This window comes from Variovorax sp. SRS16, assembly GCF_901827165.1.
GTDB lineage: Bacteria > Pseudomonadota > Gammaproteobacteria > Burkholderiales > Burkholderiaceae_C > Variovorax.
Window position 1 is genome coordinate 700,617 of record NZ_LR594667.1, and the last position, 19,500, is coordinate 720,116.

Sequence of the window (19,500 nt, forward strand, 5' to 3'; positions counted from 1 at the left end):
GCCCGGGCATGCGTTTGCCGTCAACTAGTCGTGCCTATACGAGCTCGTTAGGTCAACTAGAAGAAACCAGTTCTCGATATGTACAAAGCAACTTTTGAAATCCCTGCCATCGTTCAAGTCGAGGTTTACGTCGATGGCGTCACCAATCAGGTCGACGCGCTTGCCGATGCGTTCGACCGGCTCGGCGACGCCGCCGCGCGAAAAGCCACGGTCGTGTCGCTGAGCACGGACCAGGCACGCAATGTGGGCCTGGAGCGCCTGCCCGAAACAGGCGAGCGTACTTTCGCGCAGATTCCGACACCGGAGAGCGTGATTGGTGCACGCCGCGACGGGTACACGCTTCACCTATATCGCGGGGAGCTCAGAGGCATCGACCGTCCAGGCGACCTCGTCCTTGAGCATCCCGGCTACCAAGAGGCCCGCGACACGCTTGTGGACCAGGTGGAGAAGAGCGGCCGCGAGTACGGCGCTGGCCGCATCATCAACACGCTGACCGGCAACACCATGCTCACCTCACGCAACCCGCGCGGCGGGTGGGAGGTCGTAGGTCAGTCCGCGAGTGGTGAAGAGCGCCACAGCGAAAGCTGGCTCGACAAGGCAACGGCGCTCAGCACGGCCAGGAAGCTCAGCGTCCGGGACGACATCGCTGTGGTCGTCGTGAACGACTTCACGGACCGCGCTGCGGGCCCGAAGGTTTTCAAGCGAATCGCATGAAGCCAGACGTAGTCGGACAGCTGGAGCGTGACGGCAAGGTTCTGTACGCCGGCGAGCCCGTCGGAAACTTCGAACCGGATGCGTCAAACTTCACACTCACCCTAGGCATTGACGGCAACGAGGTCTCGCTGGACCTCTGCGGTCTGCGGCAAGCCAAGCTCCTCATCCAAGAAGGCGAACGTCGCTTGCTCCTGCGTCAGGAGCAAGCCATGAAACGCCGGAATCTCAGCCTCGATTTCTGACGGCCCCGGTCGCCAGCATTCCATTCAGACCCTGCATGCCAACAAGCGTGCAGGGTCTTCTCTTGGCGCGACGCCTAAACGGTTGCGCTAGACAGGGCTCACCCTCGCCGCGAAGCCGCTTAAACCCGCCCATGTCCATTTTCCCGACCCTGCAGCAGTACGCCACTGACATCCACCTGTTCTTCACCGGAGAAATTGGCCGTGTTGCTGCGACCGTCCTTGTCATCTTGGCTGCGGTCGCGGCCCACCGGCTCAACCTGCGCTACGTGGGGATGTCGACGCGACGAGAGGGCAGCCAGGACGGGTTGCGGCACCGCGTCGTTGCCATCAAGAACGTGCTGTTCCTCGCCGCCAGTCTTGCCATCGGGACCATCTGGGCCACCAAAATCGCCGGAGTTGCGCTTTCGCTGGCTGCCTTTGCTGGCGCGCTGGTTCTGTCGGCGAAGGAGCTCATCATGTGCGCGACCGGCTATCTGCTGTTCACGGTCTCCCGGCCATACCGGGTAGGGGACTTCGTCGAGGTCGCAGGGGTGGCCGGGCGGGTGACCGATGTCGACATGCTCTGTACGACCCTTGCCGAGACCTCCTCGGCGTACCAGCTCACAGGGCGCACCGTCTTGTTTCCCAACAGCTTCCTCCTGTCCACCTCAGTGCGCAACCAGTCGGCCACCGGGGGCTTTGTCATCAACCTCCTGCGCCTTGCGGTGCCGTACAGTGCAGACATCGACGCCTACGAGTCCGCAGCGGTCCGCGCCGGCGATGCGGTGTGCGCACCTTGGCTCGGAACGGCCGACGAGCACTTCCGCCGCATCGAGAAGACCGATTTTGTCGACCTGCCCTCATCGCGGGTGCGGGTGCTCTGGGAGTCTCACGACATCAAGCAGCACTGGCTGGTCATTCGCTTCGCCTCGCCGGCCTCCGAGCGCGTCAATGCACAGCAGGCGGTGACGCGCCTCTTTTGGAAAGAGCTGGGCTCGGTGCCCACAGCCTCGCAGGACTGAGGCGACACGCCTGCGCGCAGGGACGCAGAGCCGGCCAAGAAAAAGGGCCCCGCGAGGATGCGGGGCCCTGAATGATGGTGAGCGCTTAGCTGAGCGTCTTCACCGTGTTGCCAAGACGGTCCAGAATGCGAATCTCTGCGTAGCCGGTCTCGTCATCGAGCGCGAACGCGACTGCATCCTGCACGCTGTCGAACACGCCTTCCTCGCTGGTGCCGCCGCCATGGTCGTCTTCCAGTTGAACCGTGACACCGTCGTGCTGCACGCCGTGCACCGTGAAGCCTTCCAGGTCGTCCTGGTGGGCGTCGTTGTCCAGTTCGCGGTCGCCGCGGTCGATGCCATTGCGCTCGTCGATGGTCACATCGCTCACGCGGTTGCGCAGGCGCACGGAATTCACGTCACCGTTCTCCACCACGTCCTCGAACTCGGCCGCAGCGTCCGACAAGCGGTCGAAGGCCTCGTGCTCGCGCCAGCCGGAGCCATAGTCGACCTCGACGATGAACGGCATGTCTGCCGCCACCGTCGCCGCGGTGAGAATGTTGTTGTCGGCCTTGTACGCGTCGGTCAAGTCGCGAGTCACCTCGTACCTGCACACGCGCATCTTCGTGTTGTTGTAGTCGCGGGGGATGGCCACCACGTCGGCCGGATTCACCTTGCATTCCACGATGCGGCCGTTGGCGTTCGCGAAGTGCGGCAGGTAGTCGTACGAGCACACGTGGAGACCCCGGCTGCAGGTGCGGTCCGGATTCTCGTCGACCTTGTTGCGCAGCATGGTGGGCGTCTGCCCGATGCTGTTGTCGATGCTGCGGGTGTAGATGTCGAGCCAGTCCTCGGTGATTGCCTTGTAGGCGACGAAGCAACCGTCTTCGGTCAGCGCAAGCTTGCCAACCTCGAGGAATTCGTACAGGTGTTCGACCACGCGCAGCGACGGGTTGAGCATCAGGTTTTCCAGGAAATTGGCAGACGGCGTGAGGTCGAAGCCCTCTTCCAGCATGTCGAGCATGCGTTGGACGATGACGCCGGCCACCGGTTCACCCTTGTACAGGACCTGGCCGCCCTTGACCTCGACGTTCGGCGTGAGGAGCACGGCGGCTTCGAGCCGACGCTTCTCGCCGTCCAGGATTTCAAGGATGTCTTCGGGCTTCTGTTTCTCGACCAGGGCCTTTCGGACCGCTTCATAGTGGTCGCTGTTCTTCGCGACCATGATGGGGCGACCGTCGAAGACCATGTGGATTCCGCCGGGCAGGTGCATCATGCTCATTTGCATTGGGTGTTTCTCCATAATTAAAAAAGGTGCCTTACAGAGCGCAGAACAACCGCGCTACTGAGACCTATAGCGAGTGCGGCAGTGAGGAGGCCTATACGCGAAAAAAAAGAGCGCTCCAAATGAATGGAGCGCTCTCGAATGAGAACTTGCCGAGGGCTACGCTGCGAGTAGCATGGCTTCGGCGGTGACTTCGGCGGCAGGCTCGGGAGCACCGTCGCTGTTGGCAGCTTCGGCGGTCACATCGACTTGGGTGTCCGATGAGTCCTCGGCGACGTCCGGCTCGTCTGCATCTTCCTGCACAGCGTCTTCTGGCTCTTCGGCTTCCTCCAACTCCACCCTTTCTCCGGGCAGGGGGTCAAGCGCGAGCGCCGTCACGAGCATGGTGGCCGCCTTTTCAGGCGATTCGGCCATGACCTTCAGCAGGGCGTCGTCGTCGAAGATGCTCGATGCCAGGGGGTAGCTCTTGCCGACTGACTGACTCACCTCATACGGCGTCTTGCGCTTGCACTCGGTCACGTCGAGATACGCGCCGTCGATGTGTGACTGCAGGTACTTGAGCTCCGTTGCCAAGTCGTCGTCCCCGAGCGCTCCGTTCACCTTGAACGCAAAAGCTGCAACCTCCTCCAGCAAGGGATGCCCGGCGAGCCGAGGCTCAAGCGCTTCCCATGCAGGGGTACGCTTCAGCAGATGCATTGCCAGGATGCCTAGCAGCGAGTACTGCTTCGCGATGTAGGGCTGCGCCAGGTCTGCCTTGGGCGTGCGGTCGATGCTTGCGACCAAGCGCTTCCAGTTGCTTCCCGATTTCAGCTTGCCGACTGTCCAGGTCATCAGCGGGCGGTAGCCCAGTTCGACCAGTTTCAGCCGACGCACTGTCGCCTCGCTTTCCACCATCACGGCGCCGGCAACCTCGTGGCCGAGGCGCTTGAGCACCCGTTGCATGGTCCGCATCGTGCTGCAGAAGTCCCGCTCGCGCGGGCCAACCCAGCCGGTCGAGCCATGATTCATGAACCGGTCGCGGCGTCGGATGACGTAGAACTTCTCGGCTTCTTCCTCAATGTCGCCCAGCGTCGTCTTCGAGGTGCCACCCGCGGCAAAAGTGGTGAAGGTCACCTCTTCGCCGGCGGTCAGCTCCTCTAGCGTCATCGACTTGCGCATTCTGCGTCGTTCGAGGTCCGAGGCGTAACTCGGAGACACCGGCAGCGTCGAGGTCCCTGCACACGGCAGGCCTTCGATTCCGTCCGGACCGCAAATCCGCTCACCCAATGCCTTCGCGTGAACGGCGTCCACGCCCCGGCCAGCTACGACTAGGAAGAATGCATCGGTCGGGGAGCCCGACTGCCTCAGCGCGTAGCGGATACGCGCGTCAGCGGACTTGCTGTCCGAGTAGTAAACCCGGGTGTCCGAGAGCACCGGCACGGTGGTCAGAACCGGCTTGTCCTTGGTGAAGTCCTGATAGCCGTTGACGACTTCCTTCTTGCGGATACCGGTTTCGGTGGAGCGATACAGCCACACGCGGCAGCTGTTGTTCTGCCAGGTGGCGTCGACGACCGGATTTCCGGCGACGTCGCGAATCCAGTCGCCATCTGCATCCTTCTGGTAGGGCTGCTGCTTGCCCATGATGCCGTCGCCGACCTTGGGGAAGGTGAGCGCGCTCTCGTTTGCGACCTGTCGGATGTGCTCGATGTCGTCCTTGCCCACGCCGGCCTCCTTGAGGAAGCTGATGAGATTCATGCGGATGCTCGAGGGAAGCGTGCTCACGTAGCTATGGACCTTGCGATACCAGGCCAGCTTCGTCGGCTCCTTGGTCATCACGTCGGCGCGTACGCGCTCCGCGACTTCCTTCACCGCCTGGTCCAGCCGCGCCATGATGGCGCTGCGAGTCTTGTCGGTGTATTGAAGTGCTTCCCGCGACACGGCCATCAGAACTTCGCCGTTGTCGACGAAGAGATGGATGCCGCCGTCCAGCAGCGCCTGCATGTTCGGCGTCAGGTCGCGCAGCCGAGCCTTTTCGATGGGATAGCGCACATTGGCCATGACGACCGCGGGCACCCGGTGGAACGTTTCGCCACTGGTTCCGAAAGGAGCGCCCATATTAAAGAAGCTGCCCTCGAAATGGAACTCTGGCTTCTTGAGAGGCTTTTCCATCCCGAGGATGCGCGGGGGTACCGTGAACCACTGGAAGATTTCCTGCGCCTTGGCGTGGAATTCAGCGATGTCCCGGTCCTGGACCGGGAAGGTCACCATCACGCCGCTTTGCCAGTCCGGGTCGGCGTCGAAGACGCCCATGTCCGTCACTGCCGGCGAGCCGTTGTCGTCGAGGTGGCACACGTAGACGCGCTTCTTGCCTTCCTTGACCGCGACGACCGTGAAGCCGTCCTCGTTCTCGGGGTCGAAGAGCGTGTACGCAAAAGGCGATTTCGAGCCGAGACCGAAACCACCAGTTTGGTCGTTCGATTGCTGTTTGGTCGAGACACCGTAGACGGTGTAGATGCCTTTGACTTCCTCGTCGCTGAGCCCCGGGCCCCAGTCCTTGATGTAGAACTGAAGGTCGAGCTTCGTGGGAAGCTTGACCTCGATGGGGCGGGTGGGCATGCGCCCGAAGATGTGGGCGTCCATCGCGTTGCAGCCGACCTCGCGCTCCACGGCGCCAATCTTGTCCCCGTACAGCCCGGAGGACAGCACGTTGAACATGTGGGCGTTCTGGGCGATGCCGAAAGTGGCGGTCTGGCCGACACCTTGCTTTGCTACGACCGAAGTCGAAGAGCTTTGTGAAACCTGCATTGGGGGTCCCGTTTCCTGAGTGAGTTGATAAATGTTCCTGTGAGTCGTATAGGGAGCTCGCAGGGCCAGCTAAAGCGGCTGGCATCAAATCAGGGGAAGGGGACTAGGCCGACATCGAGCAGTCGGCGAGATGGGTCGCACGCGACCCTCCCGAGGCGGACCGCGCTCTTAGGCGGCCAGCATCGTCTCCTCGTCAAGGCTCGAAGCGTAGAAGCGCTCGATGAGGCGGAGGTTGAGTTCCTGCAGCAGTTCGCCATCGCCGAAACGAACCGGCAGATTCCATACCACGCAGTCGCTGGCCTCACGCCGAACCTCTTGCACCAGAGCATCTGCGGCTGCCTCCGCCTGGTCTAGAAGATTCATGAGCGCCGCCTCCAGGACCTCCGTTTGGACAGCCAGGCCCGCCGTGTGAACCACCGGCAGCCCAACGCGCAGGCGGGCGTAGCTGGCCTCCGGCGTCGTGACCCGCTCGGCGTGCATGGACAGGTGGACCAGGGCGACGCCCGCCACTCGTCCGCTCGGGCGCTGGACGGTTGCCACTGCGCGAACCAGAATGCCGGCTACATCGTCCTCGTTGACCGTCAGCTCGCCAGCTTGCTGGTTGGCCAGACGCCGAGCGGCCTGGGCCGTGAACGGGCCTTGCTCGGTGGCCAGCGAGTCGACCACCATCTCTGACCAGGCAAGGGCTTGCTGCTCACTGGGGAAATCGGGCAGGACCATCACCAGGTCCGGATTTCCGGGCGCAGAGGGAGAGGGCAGTTGAAGTTCGGTGCGAAAGGCGAGCACGGTGGCGGTCATGATGAGGTCCGTTGTGGGTTTTTTTGGATGTCGCGGGGCTTATTCCCCGCAGTGCCGAAAGTCTAAAAGTCATCGCTAACCATCCCAACGGCTTTCGCTACCCAGTTGTGAGCATCCTCACATCCGCCTGCAATCCGCTCGGGCTAACCCCGTGACGCATTTCACGGTTCCGAGCTGACGCTACACAAAGTAAGACCAACTAATTAACCAGAAACCATGAAGCAGGACACCAACATGCAATCTGTCAGCACCACTCTGCAGGACATCCTGAAGAGCCCCGAAAACGAGCAACCGGCGCTTCTGGCAGCCGTGCTCGACAAGTTCCCGCAGCTCTTTCGCGTGTTGCGCTCCCTGAACGTCGACGAGCTGATAATTGCGCCGGCCGAGGTCCCCGAGGGCGCCGGCTTCCTGGTGGTCGCCGACACAGAGACCACCGGAACGGACAACACGACGGACGACATCATCGAGCTCGGCATGGTCGAGGTCGCCTACGACCGTGAAATCGGCTACATCTATGGCGTGACCCGCGTCTTCAACGAGCTCGAGGACCCGGGCCGGGCGATTCCGGCCCAGGCGGCCGCGGTCAACGGCATCACCGACGAGATGGTCGCCGGCAAGCGCATTTCCGACGCGGAGGTCGACGCATTCGTCAAGGACGCTGACCTGGTCATCTGCCACAACGCGAAATTCGACCGCACGATTCTCGAGCGACGTTTCCCCGTGTTTACGACGAAAGCATTCGCCTGCTCTCAAAGGCAGGTGGATTGGCAGGCCGGAGGCATCACCGGCACGAAGCTGGACTACATTGCGATGTGCCTGGGCTTCTTCTTCGAAGGTCACCGTGCCTCCGTGGACTGCCTGGCACTGGTGAAGGTGCTGAACACGCCCATGGCCGGCTTCGACGGCCAGACCCCGCTGCAGCGGATTCTCGAGACCTACAAGCTCGAGGCGCGCCGTATCTGGGCCACCGGGGCGCACTTCGACTTCAAGGACCTGCTCAAGAAGCGCGGCTACCACTGGCATGACCCCGCGAACGAACCCGGTGCCGAAAAGGCCTGGGCGATGGACGTGGCTGTCGAGGACTTCGCGGCTGAACTCGACTGGCTCAAGGCCGAATGCCTGTATGGCAAGGGGCTCAGCATGCCGGTTGACCGAATCGACGCTTACAACCGCTTTACGTCGCGGCGCACTCCGATGGAGCGCGCGTACCGCTGATTAAAAAAGGGCCGCTTCCATGCGGCCCTTTTCTTGTGCGCAGGCGACTGGAAAGGCCTCAACCCAGCCTCAGCCTTCGGTCGAGCTCGTCTAGGTGCTCGGCCGTGAGTGCAATGCGGGGGTCCGTTCTGACCAGGAACGGGCAGCTGGGCGCGAATAGGCTGCCGTCGTCGTCCAGCGCAGCGAAGGGTCTCCGGACGCGCGCGCTCTCGCGCAGGTAGTGCTCAATCTCCGCTTGGCGCTGGTACCGGAGCGCGTCGGGCAGGTCTGGCGTCACGCCGACCACGCGCGGGTGGAGCTGCTCGCTCGCGAAACAGTCCCGAAGCTGCGCCAGGCTGCTTTCGAGCCGCCAACTCGACGAAATCACGATATCGACGCTCGGTCGTGCGAGGAGCCACGCTTCGAGCAGCGGCATGCGCTCAAACGTGCCATTCATGTTGCGGTGCACGACACCGTCGAAGTCGAGTAGGAGAGTTGAATTCATTCCTCCTATAGCGTTCCGCGCCTGGCTAACGATGGCTAAACAACATGCCTAGATTCAGGCATTCCAGGAGCATCGAATGCGCGTTTTCGCCCTGGCCGTACTGTCGGCCGCCCTTTTCGCCAGTCCCGCCTTCGCGTCCGACGACGCCGACGGCAAGCCTTTTACGCTGAAGGTGGAGTCCCCGGGCGTCCCTGAGCGCGGCACCATTCAGACCGATGTTGCTGCCAACCTGGACGGCAGCGCGGCAACCCCGCGGTCCGCCCAGCCACAAGTGGCAACGGCTCCGGTCACTCCTGCGCCGCAGGATGTGGCTCCCGCACCATTGGGTCTGCCGCAGATTGCTGGCACCGTAGGGGCACCGGGGCAACCTGCCCCCGTCCCGGCCCTCCCGGCCGCCACGGCCGCCGCGCCAGCGCCTGCTTCCGAGGCCCAGCCTGGCGGCGTACAACCGCCCGCTGCGGCGCCAAGCCACACTGCCCTGATTCCGGGTCAGCCTGCCAAGGTCTACACCACGCTCGCGGCTGCGGCCGAGGCGGGCGTGGACCCCTTGAACGAGCGGACGCTTACCGTGACTAAGCACCGTGATGCCGAGGAAGACGACGTCGAAGCCGGCTTCAACTGGCGCGACGCCAATGCCTACCTGACCGTCCTCAGAGCGAACGAGCAACTCGCCAAGCTGTGCGGCCTTGGTTTCTTGGGCGCCATCCTGCTGTTGTGGATGGTGCGCCGTCGTCGAGGCTGAGCCGGCTGTGCTGCTGACGCGCGACTACCTAGTCAAGCTTGGCGCTGGCTTTGCCGGCGGCGCGCTGTCGCTCGCGCTTGCGCACTTCATGGCCCCCAGCGTGGCGCTGATTCTCCCCAAGCCGCCTACGCCCGTGCGGGTGTCCGTGAAGGCTCCCTCCGCGGCACCAGTGGCCGCCGCGCCAGCCCCGGCACCCAGCTCGGAGAAGGAACTGAGGCTGAAGTCGGACAAGCCTGTCGAGGCACCGAAGCCGAAGCTCAAGCCGCGGCCGAAGCCGCCCGCCCCGAAGCCCGCGCCAAAGGTCGCGGAGGACGCTCCTCCCGCCCCCAATGTGGCCATTCCGCCCTCGGACCTACCCACGCTGTCTCAGCCCGCATTTCCGCAGGCCGTGCCGATTGCAGCCCTTCCCAATCTGCCGGCCATGGCAGCAGCGCTCGAGGAAGCCCCTGAGGCGCCTCCAGAGAGCCTGCCTGAAGGTCCGCGCGCCAAGATGTATCCAGAGGAGCAGGGCGGCAACGTGTTGGTGCTCGGGTTGCTCGTGAACGACCAGGGCGTCGTCATCGACTCCGACATCCTTGTCAGCTCATTCAAGCCTCTGTCCGATATCGCCGTCGCCTGGGCGTCCATCGGCCAGAAGTGGACGAACTTGCAGCCGCCGCTCAACCCTGGCGAAACACGCTGGATTGAGCTGCGCATCCCCTTTGTGCCGGACACAGACCGGCTGAAGACCCTTCCCTAAATCCAATCCGGAAAATCCATGCAACACCTCGCCGCTTCCATCGACTACCTTCTGTATGCACTTGTCGCATTGACGTTCGCGGTCATCATTTACAAGGGCGCTATCCTCTATGCGCCAGGCTTGGCGGGCATGAAGGCGCCCGCAAGTGCTGACAAGGCGGACATCGATGAACACGTTGAAACGCTGGAAAACGGCATGGCTCTGCTGGCTGTGATGGCCAGCGCGGCGCCGTTCGTCGGCCTCGCAGGTACCGTGTTGCACATCATGCAGGCGCTGTCGCGTCTGTCTTCGGCCGCCATCGACATCACGCTCATCAGTGGTCCCATCGCGACCGCGTTGAACTCCACCTTGGTCGGGTTGTGCGCGGCCGTTCCGGCACTTGTCGCGTACAACCTGATGCAGCGCCGCATCCAGGTGCTGCACAACCGCCTGCTGCGCGCCGCCAACGAGGAGGCAAGGTGAGCGTGGCTGATACCGTCGTTCTCCCTCCCGTAACCGTTGCCGGCTATGAGCTGAACTTCTTTTGCGACTTGGCCGGGGAAGGCGCCGCGCGCGATGTCGTTGCGACCCTGCAGGCCTGGTGCCGCCTGCACCGCCTCGAGAGCGCCGAGGTGGCCAAGCTGGGCGTCGCAGATGAGGACGGCTGGTACGACCTGGCCCGCCAGTGGATGCTGGAAGCTCGGCGCGACCTGACGTCGTGGAATGCCTGCACCCGAGCCATCGCCGCAGCTCGGGAGCCCATCGACCGGATGGGCGCCGCCGGCGGCCAGCTGCGCTACTTCCTCGCCACCTACGGCTGGATTCAATTCACCCCCGCCAGATGACTTCCAACCGCCAACAACTCGCCGCTATCAACGTCACGCCCCTGGTGGACGTGCTGCTCATCCTGCTTGTCATCATGATGTTGGCGATGCCCATGTTCGTGAAGAAGCTCCCCGTGGACCTCCCACAGACGAGCCTGAGCGGTGCCCCCTCAGTTGCCCAAAGCCTGTCGGTGTCGCTCCAGGAAGACGGCAGCCTGATGCTGGACAGCAGTCCCACGACGCTGCAGGAGCTGAAAGCGCGCATTACGCCCACGGTTTCAGTGGAGCTCTCGGTGGACCGCGCAACCACCTACGAGAAGATTGCAACGGTGATTTCCGAGCTTCAGGCGGCGGCGCCAAAGGACATAGCCCTCCTGACCCGATGAGGGCAGGGCCTTATCTGGCAGGCTTTAGGGGCTTAAAGCCGAGCCGTTCCATCGGAGTGGAAAGCAGTTGCGGGGTAGACCAGTAGTCGCTCCACGGGTCCTTCGTCCTCGTCGATAGCTCGTCCGCTGCGTTTGCCACCGTCCAATGGGCGCCACTCGTCAGAAGTGGCAGGTCATCCCAGTCCACAGTCATCGAGACGCCCAATCCTGGCCGGGCCCTTGCCGAAAACGCCGCTACGGTGGTGGCCGCGCGATTGTTCCGGAGGTAGTCGACAAAGAGCCTGCCAACGCGATTGGACGGGCCACTCTTGCTCACGAAACGCGAGGGAATCGCGCGAGCAAGGTGCTCGACGATGGCTTGGGAGAATCCCTTGACGACAGCCACCTCATGGACCGGGGCGAGGGGCACGAGGAGGTGCAAGCCTTTCCCGCCACTTGTTTTCAGCCAGCTTTTTAGCCCCAACTCCTGAAGCATCAGCCGAACCAGGGATGCGTCCTCCTGCACGTGCTCCCAGCTCGTTCCCTCACCGGGGTCGAGGTCGAAGACCATCTGGTCTGGCCTGTCGATATGGCCGCTTCGGGAATTCCAGGTGTGAAGCTCGATGACATTTGCGCGCGCAGCGCTCCACAACGCTGCCTCGCTGTTGACGACCATCAATGGGGCATGGCCTGGCCACAAGCTCGGCTCGAGGAGGGTCAGGCCCCGGACTGCCGCGGTATCGGCATGCTTCTGAAAAAATAGTTCTCCAGTTACCCCTTTCGGCCCCCGAAGGAATGAGCAGGGCCGGTCTGCCAGGTGAGGCTGCATCCAATGTGAAACGCGTTCGTAGTGGAGGACCAAGTCCAGCTTGGTGAGCCCCGTCGTGGGGTCGATGATTCGGCCAGGATGGCTGACCGGGCCACCCCTCACCGTAGCCTTTGACGGGCTCCCCGCGGCATTGGGCGAGTTCGCGGCGCCCTGGGGCTCCCGGACGACCTCTCGAGCGGGTTTGTCATCCCGCAGCCCACGATAGGACGCGTGGCGGATTTGCCCGCCCGGCGTCCATTCGGCGAACTCTACCTCGGCGACCAGCTCCGGGCTCACCCAGCTGACCTTTCCAGTGGACGAGTTCTTGGACCATCGGTCTGGCTTGGGCGCGCCGCCGACAAATGCAACCTTGGGCGTCACCAGCTTGCTTAGCCGGGCCCGAAGTTTCACGGCCTCCTTCGCCGACCAGCCCGTTCCCACGCCCCCGGCGGACTTGAAGGTGCCGTCGGGGCCGTAGACGCCAAGCAGCAGCTTGCCGACCTGAGAGGCGTCATCCGTCCTGGGTATAAAGCCGGCGATGACGAATTCCTGGCGCAGCTTGCATTTCAGCTTCAGCCAGGTATCAGTCCGGGCGGAAACATACGGGGAGTCCAGGCGCTTCGCTATGAGGCCCTCCAGCCCAAGGCCGCACGCCGATGCGAGGATTGAGGAAGGGTCGCCTGGGAGGCTCGAACAAAGTCGCACGTGCTCCTGCTCGTTCGTCTCGAACAATGCGGCCAAGGCCGTGTATCGGTCCTCGTGGCGCGCCGCTCGAAAGTCCCAGCCATTCAAGAACGGCAGCTCGAACACGAAGTACACCAGGTTGGCGGACTTTGCGCCTCGGTCAAAGGAGTTCTGGAGGGCGTTGAAATCCGGGGTCCCCTGGGCGTTCAAGCTGACGACCTCGCCGTCCAGCCAGGCGCTCCCGATGTTCATTGCTTCCAACTCTGCGATGAGGGCCGGCATCTTGGCGCTCCAGTCGTGACCACCCCTCGTGATAAGTTTTGCCCTGCCGTTTTCGACGCGCGCCATCATCCGGTAACCGTCCAGCTTGATGGAGTAGCTCCAGTGAGCCCCCGGGGGAATGCGAGTGGCGAGAGTAGCCAACTGTGGCGCCAGCGAGGGCGGAAGCTCGGAGGCAACTGCGCCTTCGATTGGCGGCCGGTCGGGCTGGGGCCTGGTTTTGCGGGCGGCGGGCATGCGGAGAATTTTCCACCCCGCGCGGTGCCCCAGGTTCACTCCGGTTGCTCGCGTCACCGTCGGACCGCGCCTTCAGCCGACTTGGCCATTGGCCGGCGGCGCGCCCTCTGGGGGCGGGCACTATGTGTGGTGGGCACCGTGCCCGTACGCCTGGAGACAAGTAATGGCTGACGACAAGACGAAGACTGGCGGCCAGGACCGCAGTCGGATTAACGTAAACGAGGACTATGAGCTTCGTGACTGGTCCGCCAAGTTTGGGGTGAGCCCCGAGCAGCTCAAGGAAGCCGTGAAGGCGGTAGGCCCCATGGCCCAGGACGTGGAGCGCCACCTGAAGGGGAAGGGCGGCTAGGCAGACTCGCGCTGCCAAAAAGAAGCCGCTCAAACCAGAAGGTTTGAGCGGCCAGCAGAATCACCTCAGGAGAGGTGTGCGCGCAGCTGCGTCAGACGCATGCGGCACATGTCGAGCAGAGGATTGCGAACATCCCCGAACTCGCGTACCTTGTTTTCGAGGTTCGTGCGCAGCGTGAAGAGTTCACGTCGGCTCGAAAGACGAAGCTTGTCGAAAAAGTCGCCTTCTTTGGCGATTTCCTTCAGGAACGGCTCGGGTTGGCGAGCGTTGTTGTTGGCAAACGGGAATTTGGCAATGGCGTGGCTCATGGGGTCGCTCCTCAGATGTTGACAGTGGTCCTAGGGGTGACTGAAGGGGAAGTACTTCAGACAAGACCTATAGCGACCCACTTGAAACAGCCTCGCCTGCCGTTTAAACTCGCGCCCCGTTCACCAGGAGGCCCATGCTTTTTCACCGCCGCGTCTTTTCACTAGGCTCCCACGACGGCATTCCTGTGCTTGTGCGCCGCGCCCTTGTAGACGGGCGGCTGCCGTACGTAGTGTTCAGGGAAGAGGTGGAGAGCCCGTTCCGCGGCGCGCTGCGCGCGAACTTCGAGAGCGTGGCGACGCAGTACTACCTCGAACTCATCGTCCGCGGGCAGCAGCGGCTAGGGCCGCACCTGCATTTCGTGCACGAGCGGCCGCTTTGGTCGAACGGGGTGGTGACGTTCTCAGCCGAATGGAACGAAGTCAGCATGGAGCTAACCCCGACTGGGTACCGGCGTGGCCGGTGGGAACCGGTCCCGCCTGAAGTACTGGCTCAGCTCAGTGCAGAGCTCCAGCCACCGCGTGTCGTGAGCTGAACCTGCCGCCCGCGAACGGCAGGCCGATGTCGGCGCACATCCCCTCGACGACGCGAAGCAGTTCGGAATCGGCCTCGAAATAGGTGAAAGGCGGGATGAGGATGATGTGACCGTCGTCTTCGTGGGGCAGCTTGCCGACAATTTCTGCGTAGCCCGAGACGTCGAAGCGCACGCCGACCTCCACATTACCGTAGGCCTTGCGGCTGTTGGCGAGATTGGCCTGCAGCTCGACGAGTGCCGGGCCATTGCAGCGAAGGTGCATCTCGGTAATCGTGTGCGGGATGTGGCTCACCACGGACTCCACTTGGACACCTTGGGACACCATCGAAGCCTGCACGACACGCGCAAAGGTTTCGCCCGGCCACAGTACGGTGCGGTTGAACACGGAGGTGGTGCCCACCGGCAAGCGGCAGGAGACCAGCATGAACATGGTCACGCTGCGATACGCGTCCAGCTCGGAATCCAGCATGAGCGGCAACGGCTCGAGCCGGTCTTCACCGCTTTGCTCGGCCTGGAGGACCATCCTTCCGAGCTTTCTCGGACCAATGACCTGGAGGTCCTCCCGCTTGAAAAGCTTTGTCGACGCGCGCAGGATGCCGTGGGGGTTGCAGTAGCCAATGGCGTCCAGTTCGCCGATGAGCGCCTGAGCGTCGATAACCTGGCCCTTGAAGGATACGTGCTGCGCGAGCGCCTCGGGGGCGAAGGTCACGGTGAAGGGCACCGCAAACAGCCACAGGAACTCGGGGAAGCTGCCATCCTCTGCTGGCAAAGGAATCTTGTCGTAGATGGCGCTGGTGCAGAACTCCAGCGTGCGCAACCTGCGCAGGTCGCCCTTGCTCGCCTCCAGGGCCTTCTCGACCAACCCGTCGAATCGGTCTGCCGAGTGCAGCATTTCCGTGTGCAGCGCGTCGTAGCAGGCCTTGATTGCTCCCATCTGTCGTCCCCCGTTTCGAGCCGTGGCGGCTTCATCGAGGTGGTACAGGAAATCGGGACGGGACGAACGCATTGACTTTTCTTTCTGATGGACCTAACTGCGGCGTGCATTTTAAGTCCATAGTTTAAAATGGTCAATGCGTTTTAGGCTCACGTGCAAGCAGCGCCGCCGCGAGACGGTCCGCGCCGTCGTTGAACGCGCGCGGAACCAGGCGCACCTCGAGGTGATGGAATTCCCCGGCCATTCTGAGCAGCTGCGCCTCCAGCACGCAGAATTTGAGGGCAAGCTTGCCCTGGAAGGCGCGCAGCACGCCGAGCGCATCGACGTGCAGGCGGGCCCTGCGGATGCCCGCGGCAAGCATGGCGTCCAGGCACAGCAGTGCCGCCTCCAGCTCTGCTTCCAGTGCGTTGGTGGTGTGCGAAGCCTGAGCTGCCTGGAGCGCTGGCGTGCCGACAGCACCGTGCACGAGGAAGGCAACCGCTGCGCGACCACCGCGCACAGCGCCGTCGCTCCACGCAAGATGCGCGGGCTGTGCGTCGGGCGAACCAAACCGCACAAAGGGGACATTTTCGGCCGAGCGCATGCCCAGTCGCTCCCGCAGTTGCATTCGGACCAGGTGGAAGCCTTCCTTGGCCAGCGCCCGTTGGTGGCGGCCGGCCGCCCCCGCTTGTCGCAGCTTTATCAACGTGAAGGCCTGGGCGAGCTTCGCGCCCAGCACCACAGCGTCATAGGGTCTTCCGCCCACAATGCGCTCGTACAGGTCAGTGGTGAGCTGCTCGACACTGGATTCCGTCATTCCGCGCCGGGCTGTCCGCCGGCAAGCACGGTAGGCGGACCAGACATGTGGCTGGTCAAGGTCGTTGAAACGAAGTAGCTTGCCGAGGAGCTGGGCAAGAGGGTGGGCTTGAAGCGCGCGTGGGAGCCGCGCCATGGCAATCCTTGTGGATGAGAGAAAGGGCAGGGCGTTGCGCCCCTCTCGTATAGCCAGGAGTCCGAGGCGTCCAAAAGAAAAAGAGCACCAGGAGGTGCTCTTAGGAAGAAGCTCAGGCGAAAGCGTGAGCCTTGTGCTTGGCGTAGCCGCGCTTGTGCAGGGCCTTACGGTTGCGTTCAACGCGAACACCAGGCTTCATGGACATGGTCTTGGGAGAGAGACCTTGTTCACGCATGGCGGCGTCGCGGACTTGGGCTTGGGTGAGCCTGATTTGCAGTTGCATAGGGGCCTCGAAAAACGTAGTTGAACTCAGCCCTATAGCGACGATGTCGGAACAGGGACGCGGGCCTAGGAACTCCGACGCATGGGCGGGGCGCGCGGCGCGGTCTGCGGTATTTGAGGGCGCCGCTTACTTTTCCGCCTTCGGGGGAGCGGTGTCGGCCAGCATGGCCGTACACCAGGGGGTTGGAACTGCCTCCCGGTAGCATGCCTTGCCGGCGGGGAATGACAGGGCCGCGAGGAACAGCCCCGCCCAGAAGGCGGTGTGCTCCCAGTAGGTCCACTTTCTCGCCTTGCCGTTGAGCCACGTTGCGCCCCAGGGGCCAATTTCTGACTCGAGGAACGCGGCGGACGTACCGCTCGTCACCTGCGTCAGGCTGCTGGCGATTACGCCGCCAGCCATCCCGGGCCATCCCGGCGATGAGAAAGCAAATGACTGCGAGCGAGGCCAGGGTGCCGGACAGCGGTAGCACCGGCCCGCCCGCGAAGGTGAGCCCAACTGCGGTGAGGTATGACGCTGTGAGCGTCAGATAGGCGCCGATATGGAACTTGGTGTAGTCGTACAGCCGGTCGAGGCTCTTGTTAGGGTCAAGGTCTACGGCGGCAGCTTGCAGTGCTGAGGAGGGCGCCGCCGGACCCAAGGAGAGCGCGGCAGGACTCGAGGGCGTGGGAGCAGTTCCGGTTGGGGACATCGGGCCTCCGTGGCTAGGGTAGTGGCGGCGCTCGCAACTGTGCCTTGGGTTCGTGGGTTCGACAATCCCCTACCAGGAACGATGCGAGCTTCAAGGGCCAGCGCGCCGGCGCTCTCCCCGCTCGATGCACTGTCCCCGCTCGCAGCAGTGACTCGCAAACCGCAGAAAGCGCCGCACCAGCAGAAAGGGAACACCGAGTGCAAAGACCAGGCCGCTCAGAACACCGAACCCCATGCTCACGTCCGCCACGGCCGAGCTCCCGGCTGCGGTCATCCCTGCCACTAGGGTGGGTGCCAGCAGGGGCACCATCACTGCAGCGAGGAGGATGAAGGCAGGAATGGTAAGGGCCAGCCACCAGAGCGACGCGGCGGTGGGGCTGCCTGACTTTGCGGCGGCCGCGCCAGGCGCCGGGCCATAGATGCGTTCCATCAGCCAGTCGCGGTAGCCGAGCCAGAAGAAATGGAAGGTGCAGGCGATGAAGGCGGTTTCCCGGGCATTCGCTTTATGGGTTTTCAACATGATGTGCAAGGCTCGCTATAGAAGTCAGGTCAACTGAAATCTTTAGCGATGAGCATTCATACCCTCAATCCAATGAACGAACGCCGATACAAAACCTTCCAAGAGCTCAAGGCGAAAGCCGACGGCGACTGGCCGTACATCCTCCAAGAGCTGGCCCCTGAACTGGCCGACGCGATGGACAAGGCGCCGCACCACGTGTCGTGCCCTATCCACGGGGGCACGGATGGTTTTCGGCTGTTCAAGGACTACCCGAAGACTGGCGGCGGCTACTGCAACACGTGCGGCCCCCAAGCGAACGGGTTCGCCATGGTCGCATGGGTGCGAGGTATCTCGTACAAGGACGCAGTCCGTGAAGTCGCCCAACTCCTGGAAGGCGAAGCCGCGGCACCCGTCGTGGTACGTCGCCCGCCGCCTCCGAAAATTCCCGACCTCGTCGACCCCCGAAAGGCGTATGGCCGCATCCGGCAAACCTGGATGGCCTCCACGACCCTGAAGGACACGCCGGCGGAGAAGTACCTCGCCGCGCGAGGCATCTGGCTGCAGAACATGCCAAACACGCTGCGTGCGCATCCGCGTATGCCGTACTACGACAAGGTCGCGAAGGCCATCACCGGCTGGCATCCCTGTCTCTTGGCCCCCATCAAGGACAGCCAGGGGCGCATTGCTTCGCTGCACCGAATCTTCGTCAGTCCGACAGGCGGCAAGGCCGACGTGCCCGAAGCCAAGAAGATGATGTCCGCCTGCCATCCTCTGCCCGGGGCAGCCATCAAGTTGTTCCAAGCAGGCGAAGTGCTGGGAGTCGCCGAAGGCATTGAGACCGCACTGGCAGCTCACGCCATCTCGCGCATGCCTGTGTGGGCCTGTGTGTCGGCCACGTTGATGGAATCGGTCGAAATCCCGGCGTCCGTCAGGAAGGTCGTCATCTGGGCTGACCTGGACCGCAGCGGTCGCGGCATCAAGGCTGCAGAGAAGCTGTCGGCCCGTCTGCGCACCGAAGGCAAGGAAGTCGAAATCTGCGTTCCGCAGGGCCCGATTCCTGAGGCCGTCAAGGGCGTCGACTGGCTCGACGTCATGCTGACGGCCGGACTGGAAGGCTACCCACCTCAATGGCAGAAGTGGTCTCCGCCGCCGGAGTACCGCAAGGCCGCTTAATCCATTCTTCAAGAGCTCCCTCCCGGGAGCTCTTTCTTTGCCAGGCGCGGGAGCGCTTCAGGCCAGGCCGGCAGCCACTGCTGCTGCAGCCACCTCGGGGCGCAACGTCCATACCCACTCGGCGCCCTGTCGCTCGCCGTCCGCAAGCGCAAAGGTGTAAACCGGCAAGCCCTCTCGGGGGCTCTCTGGCAGGTCCGTCGGCACCTCGCCGTACAGCAGCCAGCCCAATCGCCCATAGTGAAGATTCGCTGCCTCGTGGCCCTTGTATTCAGCGGCAGCGGCAAGCTCGGTCGCGGTTATCCGGCGGTCCTTTGCCTTCACGTGCGCTCGCAGCATGGCTCGCTGACCATCATGCACGCGCGGTTCGATGCGGCGGAACGCGGCGGTGAGCTCGCCTACTTCCGGGACCAGTCCGTTGCGTGCTCGAGCCTTCTCAGCCAAGCGCTGGGACGTCCAGGCCTGTACCTGCGCGAAACAATCGTCCAGGTTGGCGCCCTTGACTGTGAGCGCCTTGGCTCCGTTGGTGTACACCACGCCGAAATACTCGCCCTCGTAGAGCAACGCAACGAGCCTGTAGGGACCCACCTCGTCACTCTTTGCGGTCTCGTTCATGCGTAGCTCCTCTGTAAAAAACTTCTTCTGTCAGG

The 19,500-nt window shown here is 63.2% G+C and carries 23 protein-coding genes; 12 read left to right on the plus strand and 11 right to left on the minus strand.

Annotated features, from left to right (window positions below):
* Window positions 1-78 precede the first annotated feature (78 nt).
* From E5P2_RS31620 to E5P2_RS31630, 3 genes are all read left to right on the plus strand, one after another.
* Entirely contained in the window at window positions 79-714 is a 636-nt protein-coding gene (locus tag E5P2_RS31620; RefSeq protein ID WP_068673789.1) for a hypothetical protein, read from the plus strand.
* The gene (locus tag E5P2_RS31625) at window positions 711-956 is read left to right on the plus strand and encodes a hypothetical protein (RefSeq protein ID WP_068673787.1); all 246 of its coding nucleotides are present in this window, start codon (window positions 711-713) and stop codon (window positions 954-956) included. The genes E5P2_RS31620 and E5P2_RS31625 overlap by 4 nt, the downstream gene beginning before the upstream one ends.
* Before the next feature lie 131 nt (window positions 957-1,087).
* Window positions 1,088-1,957, plus strand: coding sequence for a mechanosensitive ion channel family protein (locus E5P2_RS31630; protein ID WP_068673785.1), 870 nt, complete (start codon window positions 1,088-1,090; stop codon window positions 1,955-1,957).
* 85 nt (window positions 1,958-2,042) lie between these two features.
* On the opposite strand, the gene E5P2_RS31635 is transcribed toward E5P2_RS31630, so the two are convergent.
* The 3 genes from E5P2_RS31635 to E5P2_RS31645 all read right to left on the minus strand — a co-directional run bounded on the left by E5P2_RS31635 (window position 2,043) and on the right by E5P2_RS31645 (window position 6,800).
* Window positions 2,043-3,221 (minus strand): hypothetical protein, encoded by a 1,179-nt coding sequence (locus E5P2_RS31635; protein ID WP_162577695.1) that lies wholly within the window; start codon window positions 3,219-3,221, stop codon window positions 2,043-2,045.
* Window positions 3,222-3,377: 156 nt separating this feature from the next.
* Window positions 3,378-6,002: an ATP-binding protein gene (locus E5P2_RS31640; protein WP_068673781.1), complete on the minus strand. Its 2,625-nt coding sequence runs from the start codon at window positions 6,000-6,002 to the stop codon at window positions 3,378-3,380.
* A 168-nt stretch (window positions 6,003-6,170) separates the two neighbouring features.
* Window positions 6,171-6,800 carry a hypothetical protein gene (locus E5P2_RS31645; protein WP_162571093.1) on the minus strand — a complete coding sequence of 210 codons (630 nt, stop codon included), beginning with the start codon at window positions 6,798-6,800 and terminating at the stop codon, window positions 6,171-6,173.
* Window positions 6,801-7,034: 234 nt separating this feature from the next.
* On the opposite strand from E5P2_RS31645, the gene E5P2_RS31650 reads away from it, so the two are divergent.
* The gene (locus E5P2_RS31650; RefSeq protein WP_162571094.1) at window positions 7,035-8,015 is read left to right on the plus strand and encodes a 3'-5' exonuclease; all 981 of its coding nucleotides are present in this window, start codon (window positions 7,035-7,037) and stop codon (window positions 8,013-8,015) included.
* A 58-nt stretch (window positions 8,016-8,073) separates the two neighbouring features.
* Here E5P2_RS31650 and E5P2_RS31655 read toward each other — a convergent pair whose 3' ends face one another.
* Window positions 8,074-8,499 (minus strand): HAD domain-containing protein, encoded by a 426-nt coding sequence (locus E5P2_RS31655; protein WP_162571095.1) that lies wholly within the window; start codon window positions 8,497-8,499, stop codon window positions 8,074-8,076.
* Window positions 8,500-8,575: 76 nt separating this feature from the next.
* On the opposite strand from E5P2_RS31655, the gene E5P2_RS31660 reads away from it, so the two are divergent.
* Genes E5P2_RS31660 through E5P2_RS31680 form a run of 5 tightly spaced genes read left to right on the plus strand, consistent with a single transcriptional unit; the run spans window position 8,576 to window position 11,169 of the window.
* Entirely contained in the window at window positions 8,576-9,241 is a 666-nt protein-coding gene (locus E5P2_RS31660; RefSeq protein ID WP_162571096.1) for a hypothetical protein, read from the plus strand.
* Between the two features lie 7 nt (window positions 9,242-9,248).
* The gene (locus tag E5P2_RS31665) at window positions 9,249-9,980 is read left to right on the plus strand and encodes a hypothetical protein (protein WP_162571097.1); all 732 of its coding nucleotides are present in this window, start codon (window positions 9,249-9,251) and stop codon (window positions 9,978-9,980) included.
* An 18-nt stretch (window positions 9,981-9,998) separates the two neighbouring features.
* Window positions 9,999-10,442, plus strand: a complete 444-nt coding sequence (locus E5P2_RS31670; protein ID WP_162571098.1) for a MotA/TolQ/ExbB proton channel family protein — start codon at window positions 9,999-10,001, stop codon at window positions 10,440-10,442.
* Between the two features lie 2 nt (window positions 10,443-10,444).
* On the plus strand, window positions 10,445-10,804 hold the full coding sequence (locus E5P2_RS31675) for a hypothetical protein (RefSeq protein ID WP_162571099.1): 360 nt from the start codon (window positions 10,445-10,447) through the stop codon (window positions 10,802-10,804).
* Window positions 10,801-11,169 carry an ExbD/TolR family protein gene (locus tag E5P2_RS31680; protein ID WP_162571100.1) on the plus strand — a complete coding sequence of 123 codons (369 nt, stop codon included), beginning with the start codon at window positions 10,801-10,803 and terminating at the stop codon, window positions 11,167-11,169. Before E5P2_RS31675 ends, E5P2_RS31680 begins: the two co-directional genes overlap by 4 nt.
* Before the next feature lie 10 nt (window positions 11,170-11,179).
* Here E5P2_RS31680 and ligD read toward each other — a convergent pair whose 3' ends face one another.
* Window positions 11,180-13,156, minus strand: coding sequence for a DNA ligase D (gene ligD / locus E5P2_RS31685; protein WP_162571101.1), 1,977 nt, complete (start codon window positions 13,154-13,156; stop codon window positions 11,180-11,182).
* Window positions 13,157-13,319: 163 nt separating this feature from the next.
* Here ligD and E5P2_RS31690 point away from each other — a divergent pair, with 163 nt between their 5' ends.
* Window positions 13,320-13,505, plus strand: coding sequence for a DUF3606 domain-containing protein (locus E5P2_RS31690; protein WP_162571102.1), 186 nt, complete (start codon window positions 13,320-13,322; stop codon window positions 13,503-13,505).
* Window positions 13,506-13,570: 65 nt separating this feature from the next.
* Here E5P2_RS31690 and E5P2_RS31695 read toward each other — a convergent pair whose 3' ends face one another.
* Window positions 13,571-13,813 (minus strand): hypothetical protein, encoded by a 243-nt coding sequence (locus E5P2_RS31695; protein WP_162571103.1) that lies wholly within the window; start codon window positions 13,811-13,813, stop codon window positions 13,571-13,573.
* A 134-nt stretch (window positions 13,814-13,947) separates the two neighbouring features.
* Here E5P2_RS31695 and E5P2_RS31700 point away from each other — a divergent pair, with 134 nt between their 5' ends.
* Complete coding sequence (locus E5P2_RS31700; protein ID WP_162571104.1) at window positions 13,948-14,346, plus strand: hypothetical protein; 399 nt, start codon at window positions 13,948-13,950, stop codon at window positions 14,344-14,346.
* Here the strand turns inward: E5P2_RS31700 and E5P2_RS31705 are convergent.
* From E5P2_RS31705 to E5P2_RS31725, 4 genes are all read right to left on the minus strand, one after another.
* Window positions 14,309-15,352 (minus strand): hypothetical protein, encoded by a 1,044-nt coding sequence (locus E5P2_RS31705; protein WP_162571105.1) that lies wholly within the window; start codon window positions 15,350-15,352, stop codon window positions 14,309-14,311. The genes E5P2_RS31700 and E5P2_RS31705 overlap by 38 nt on opposite strands.
* Window positions 15,353-15,413: 61 nt before the next feature.
* Window positions 15,414-16,076, minus strand: a complete 663-nt coding sequence (locus tag E5P2_RS31710; protein WP_162571106.1) for a reverse transcriptase-like protein — start codon at window positions 16,074-16,076, stop codon at window positions 15,414-15,416.
* Window positions 16,077-16,323: 247 nt separating this feature from the next.
* Window positions 16,324-16,494 carry a hypothetical protein gene (locus E5P2_RS31715; protein WP_157103369.1) on the minus strand — a complete coding sequence of 57 codons (171 nt, stop codon included), beginning with the start codon at window positions 16,492-16,494 and terminating at the stop codon, window positions 16,324-16,326.
* 778 nt (window positions 16,495-17,272) lie between these two features.
* Entirely contained in the window at window positions 17,273-17,701 is a 429-nt protein-coding gene (locus E5P2_RS31725; protein WP_162595294.1) for a hypothetical protein, read from the minus strand.
* A gap of 48 nt (window positions 17,702-17,749) precedes the next feature.
* Between E5P2_RS31725 and E5P2_RS31730 the strand changes: the two genes are divergently transcribed.
* On the plus strand, window positions 17,750-18,853 hold the full coding sequence (locus tag E5P2_RS31730; protein ID WP_162571109.1) for a DUF7146 domain-containing protein: 1,104 nt from the start codon (window positions 17,750-17,752) through the stop codon (window positions 18,851-18,853).
* A gap of 57 nt (window positions 18,854-18,910) precedes the next feature.
* On the opposite strand, the gene E5P2_RS31735 is transcribed toward E5P2_RS31730, so the two are convergent.
* Window positions 18,911-19,465, minus strand: coding sequence for a hypothetical protein (locus tag E5P2_RS31735; RefSeq protein WP_162571110.1), 555 nt, complete (start codon window positions 19,463-19,465; stop codon window positions 18,911-18,913).
* Between the last annotated feature and the right edge of the window lie 35 nt (window positions 19,466-19,500).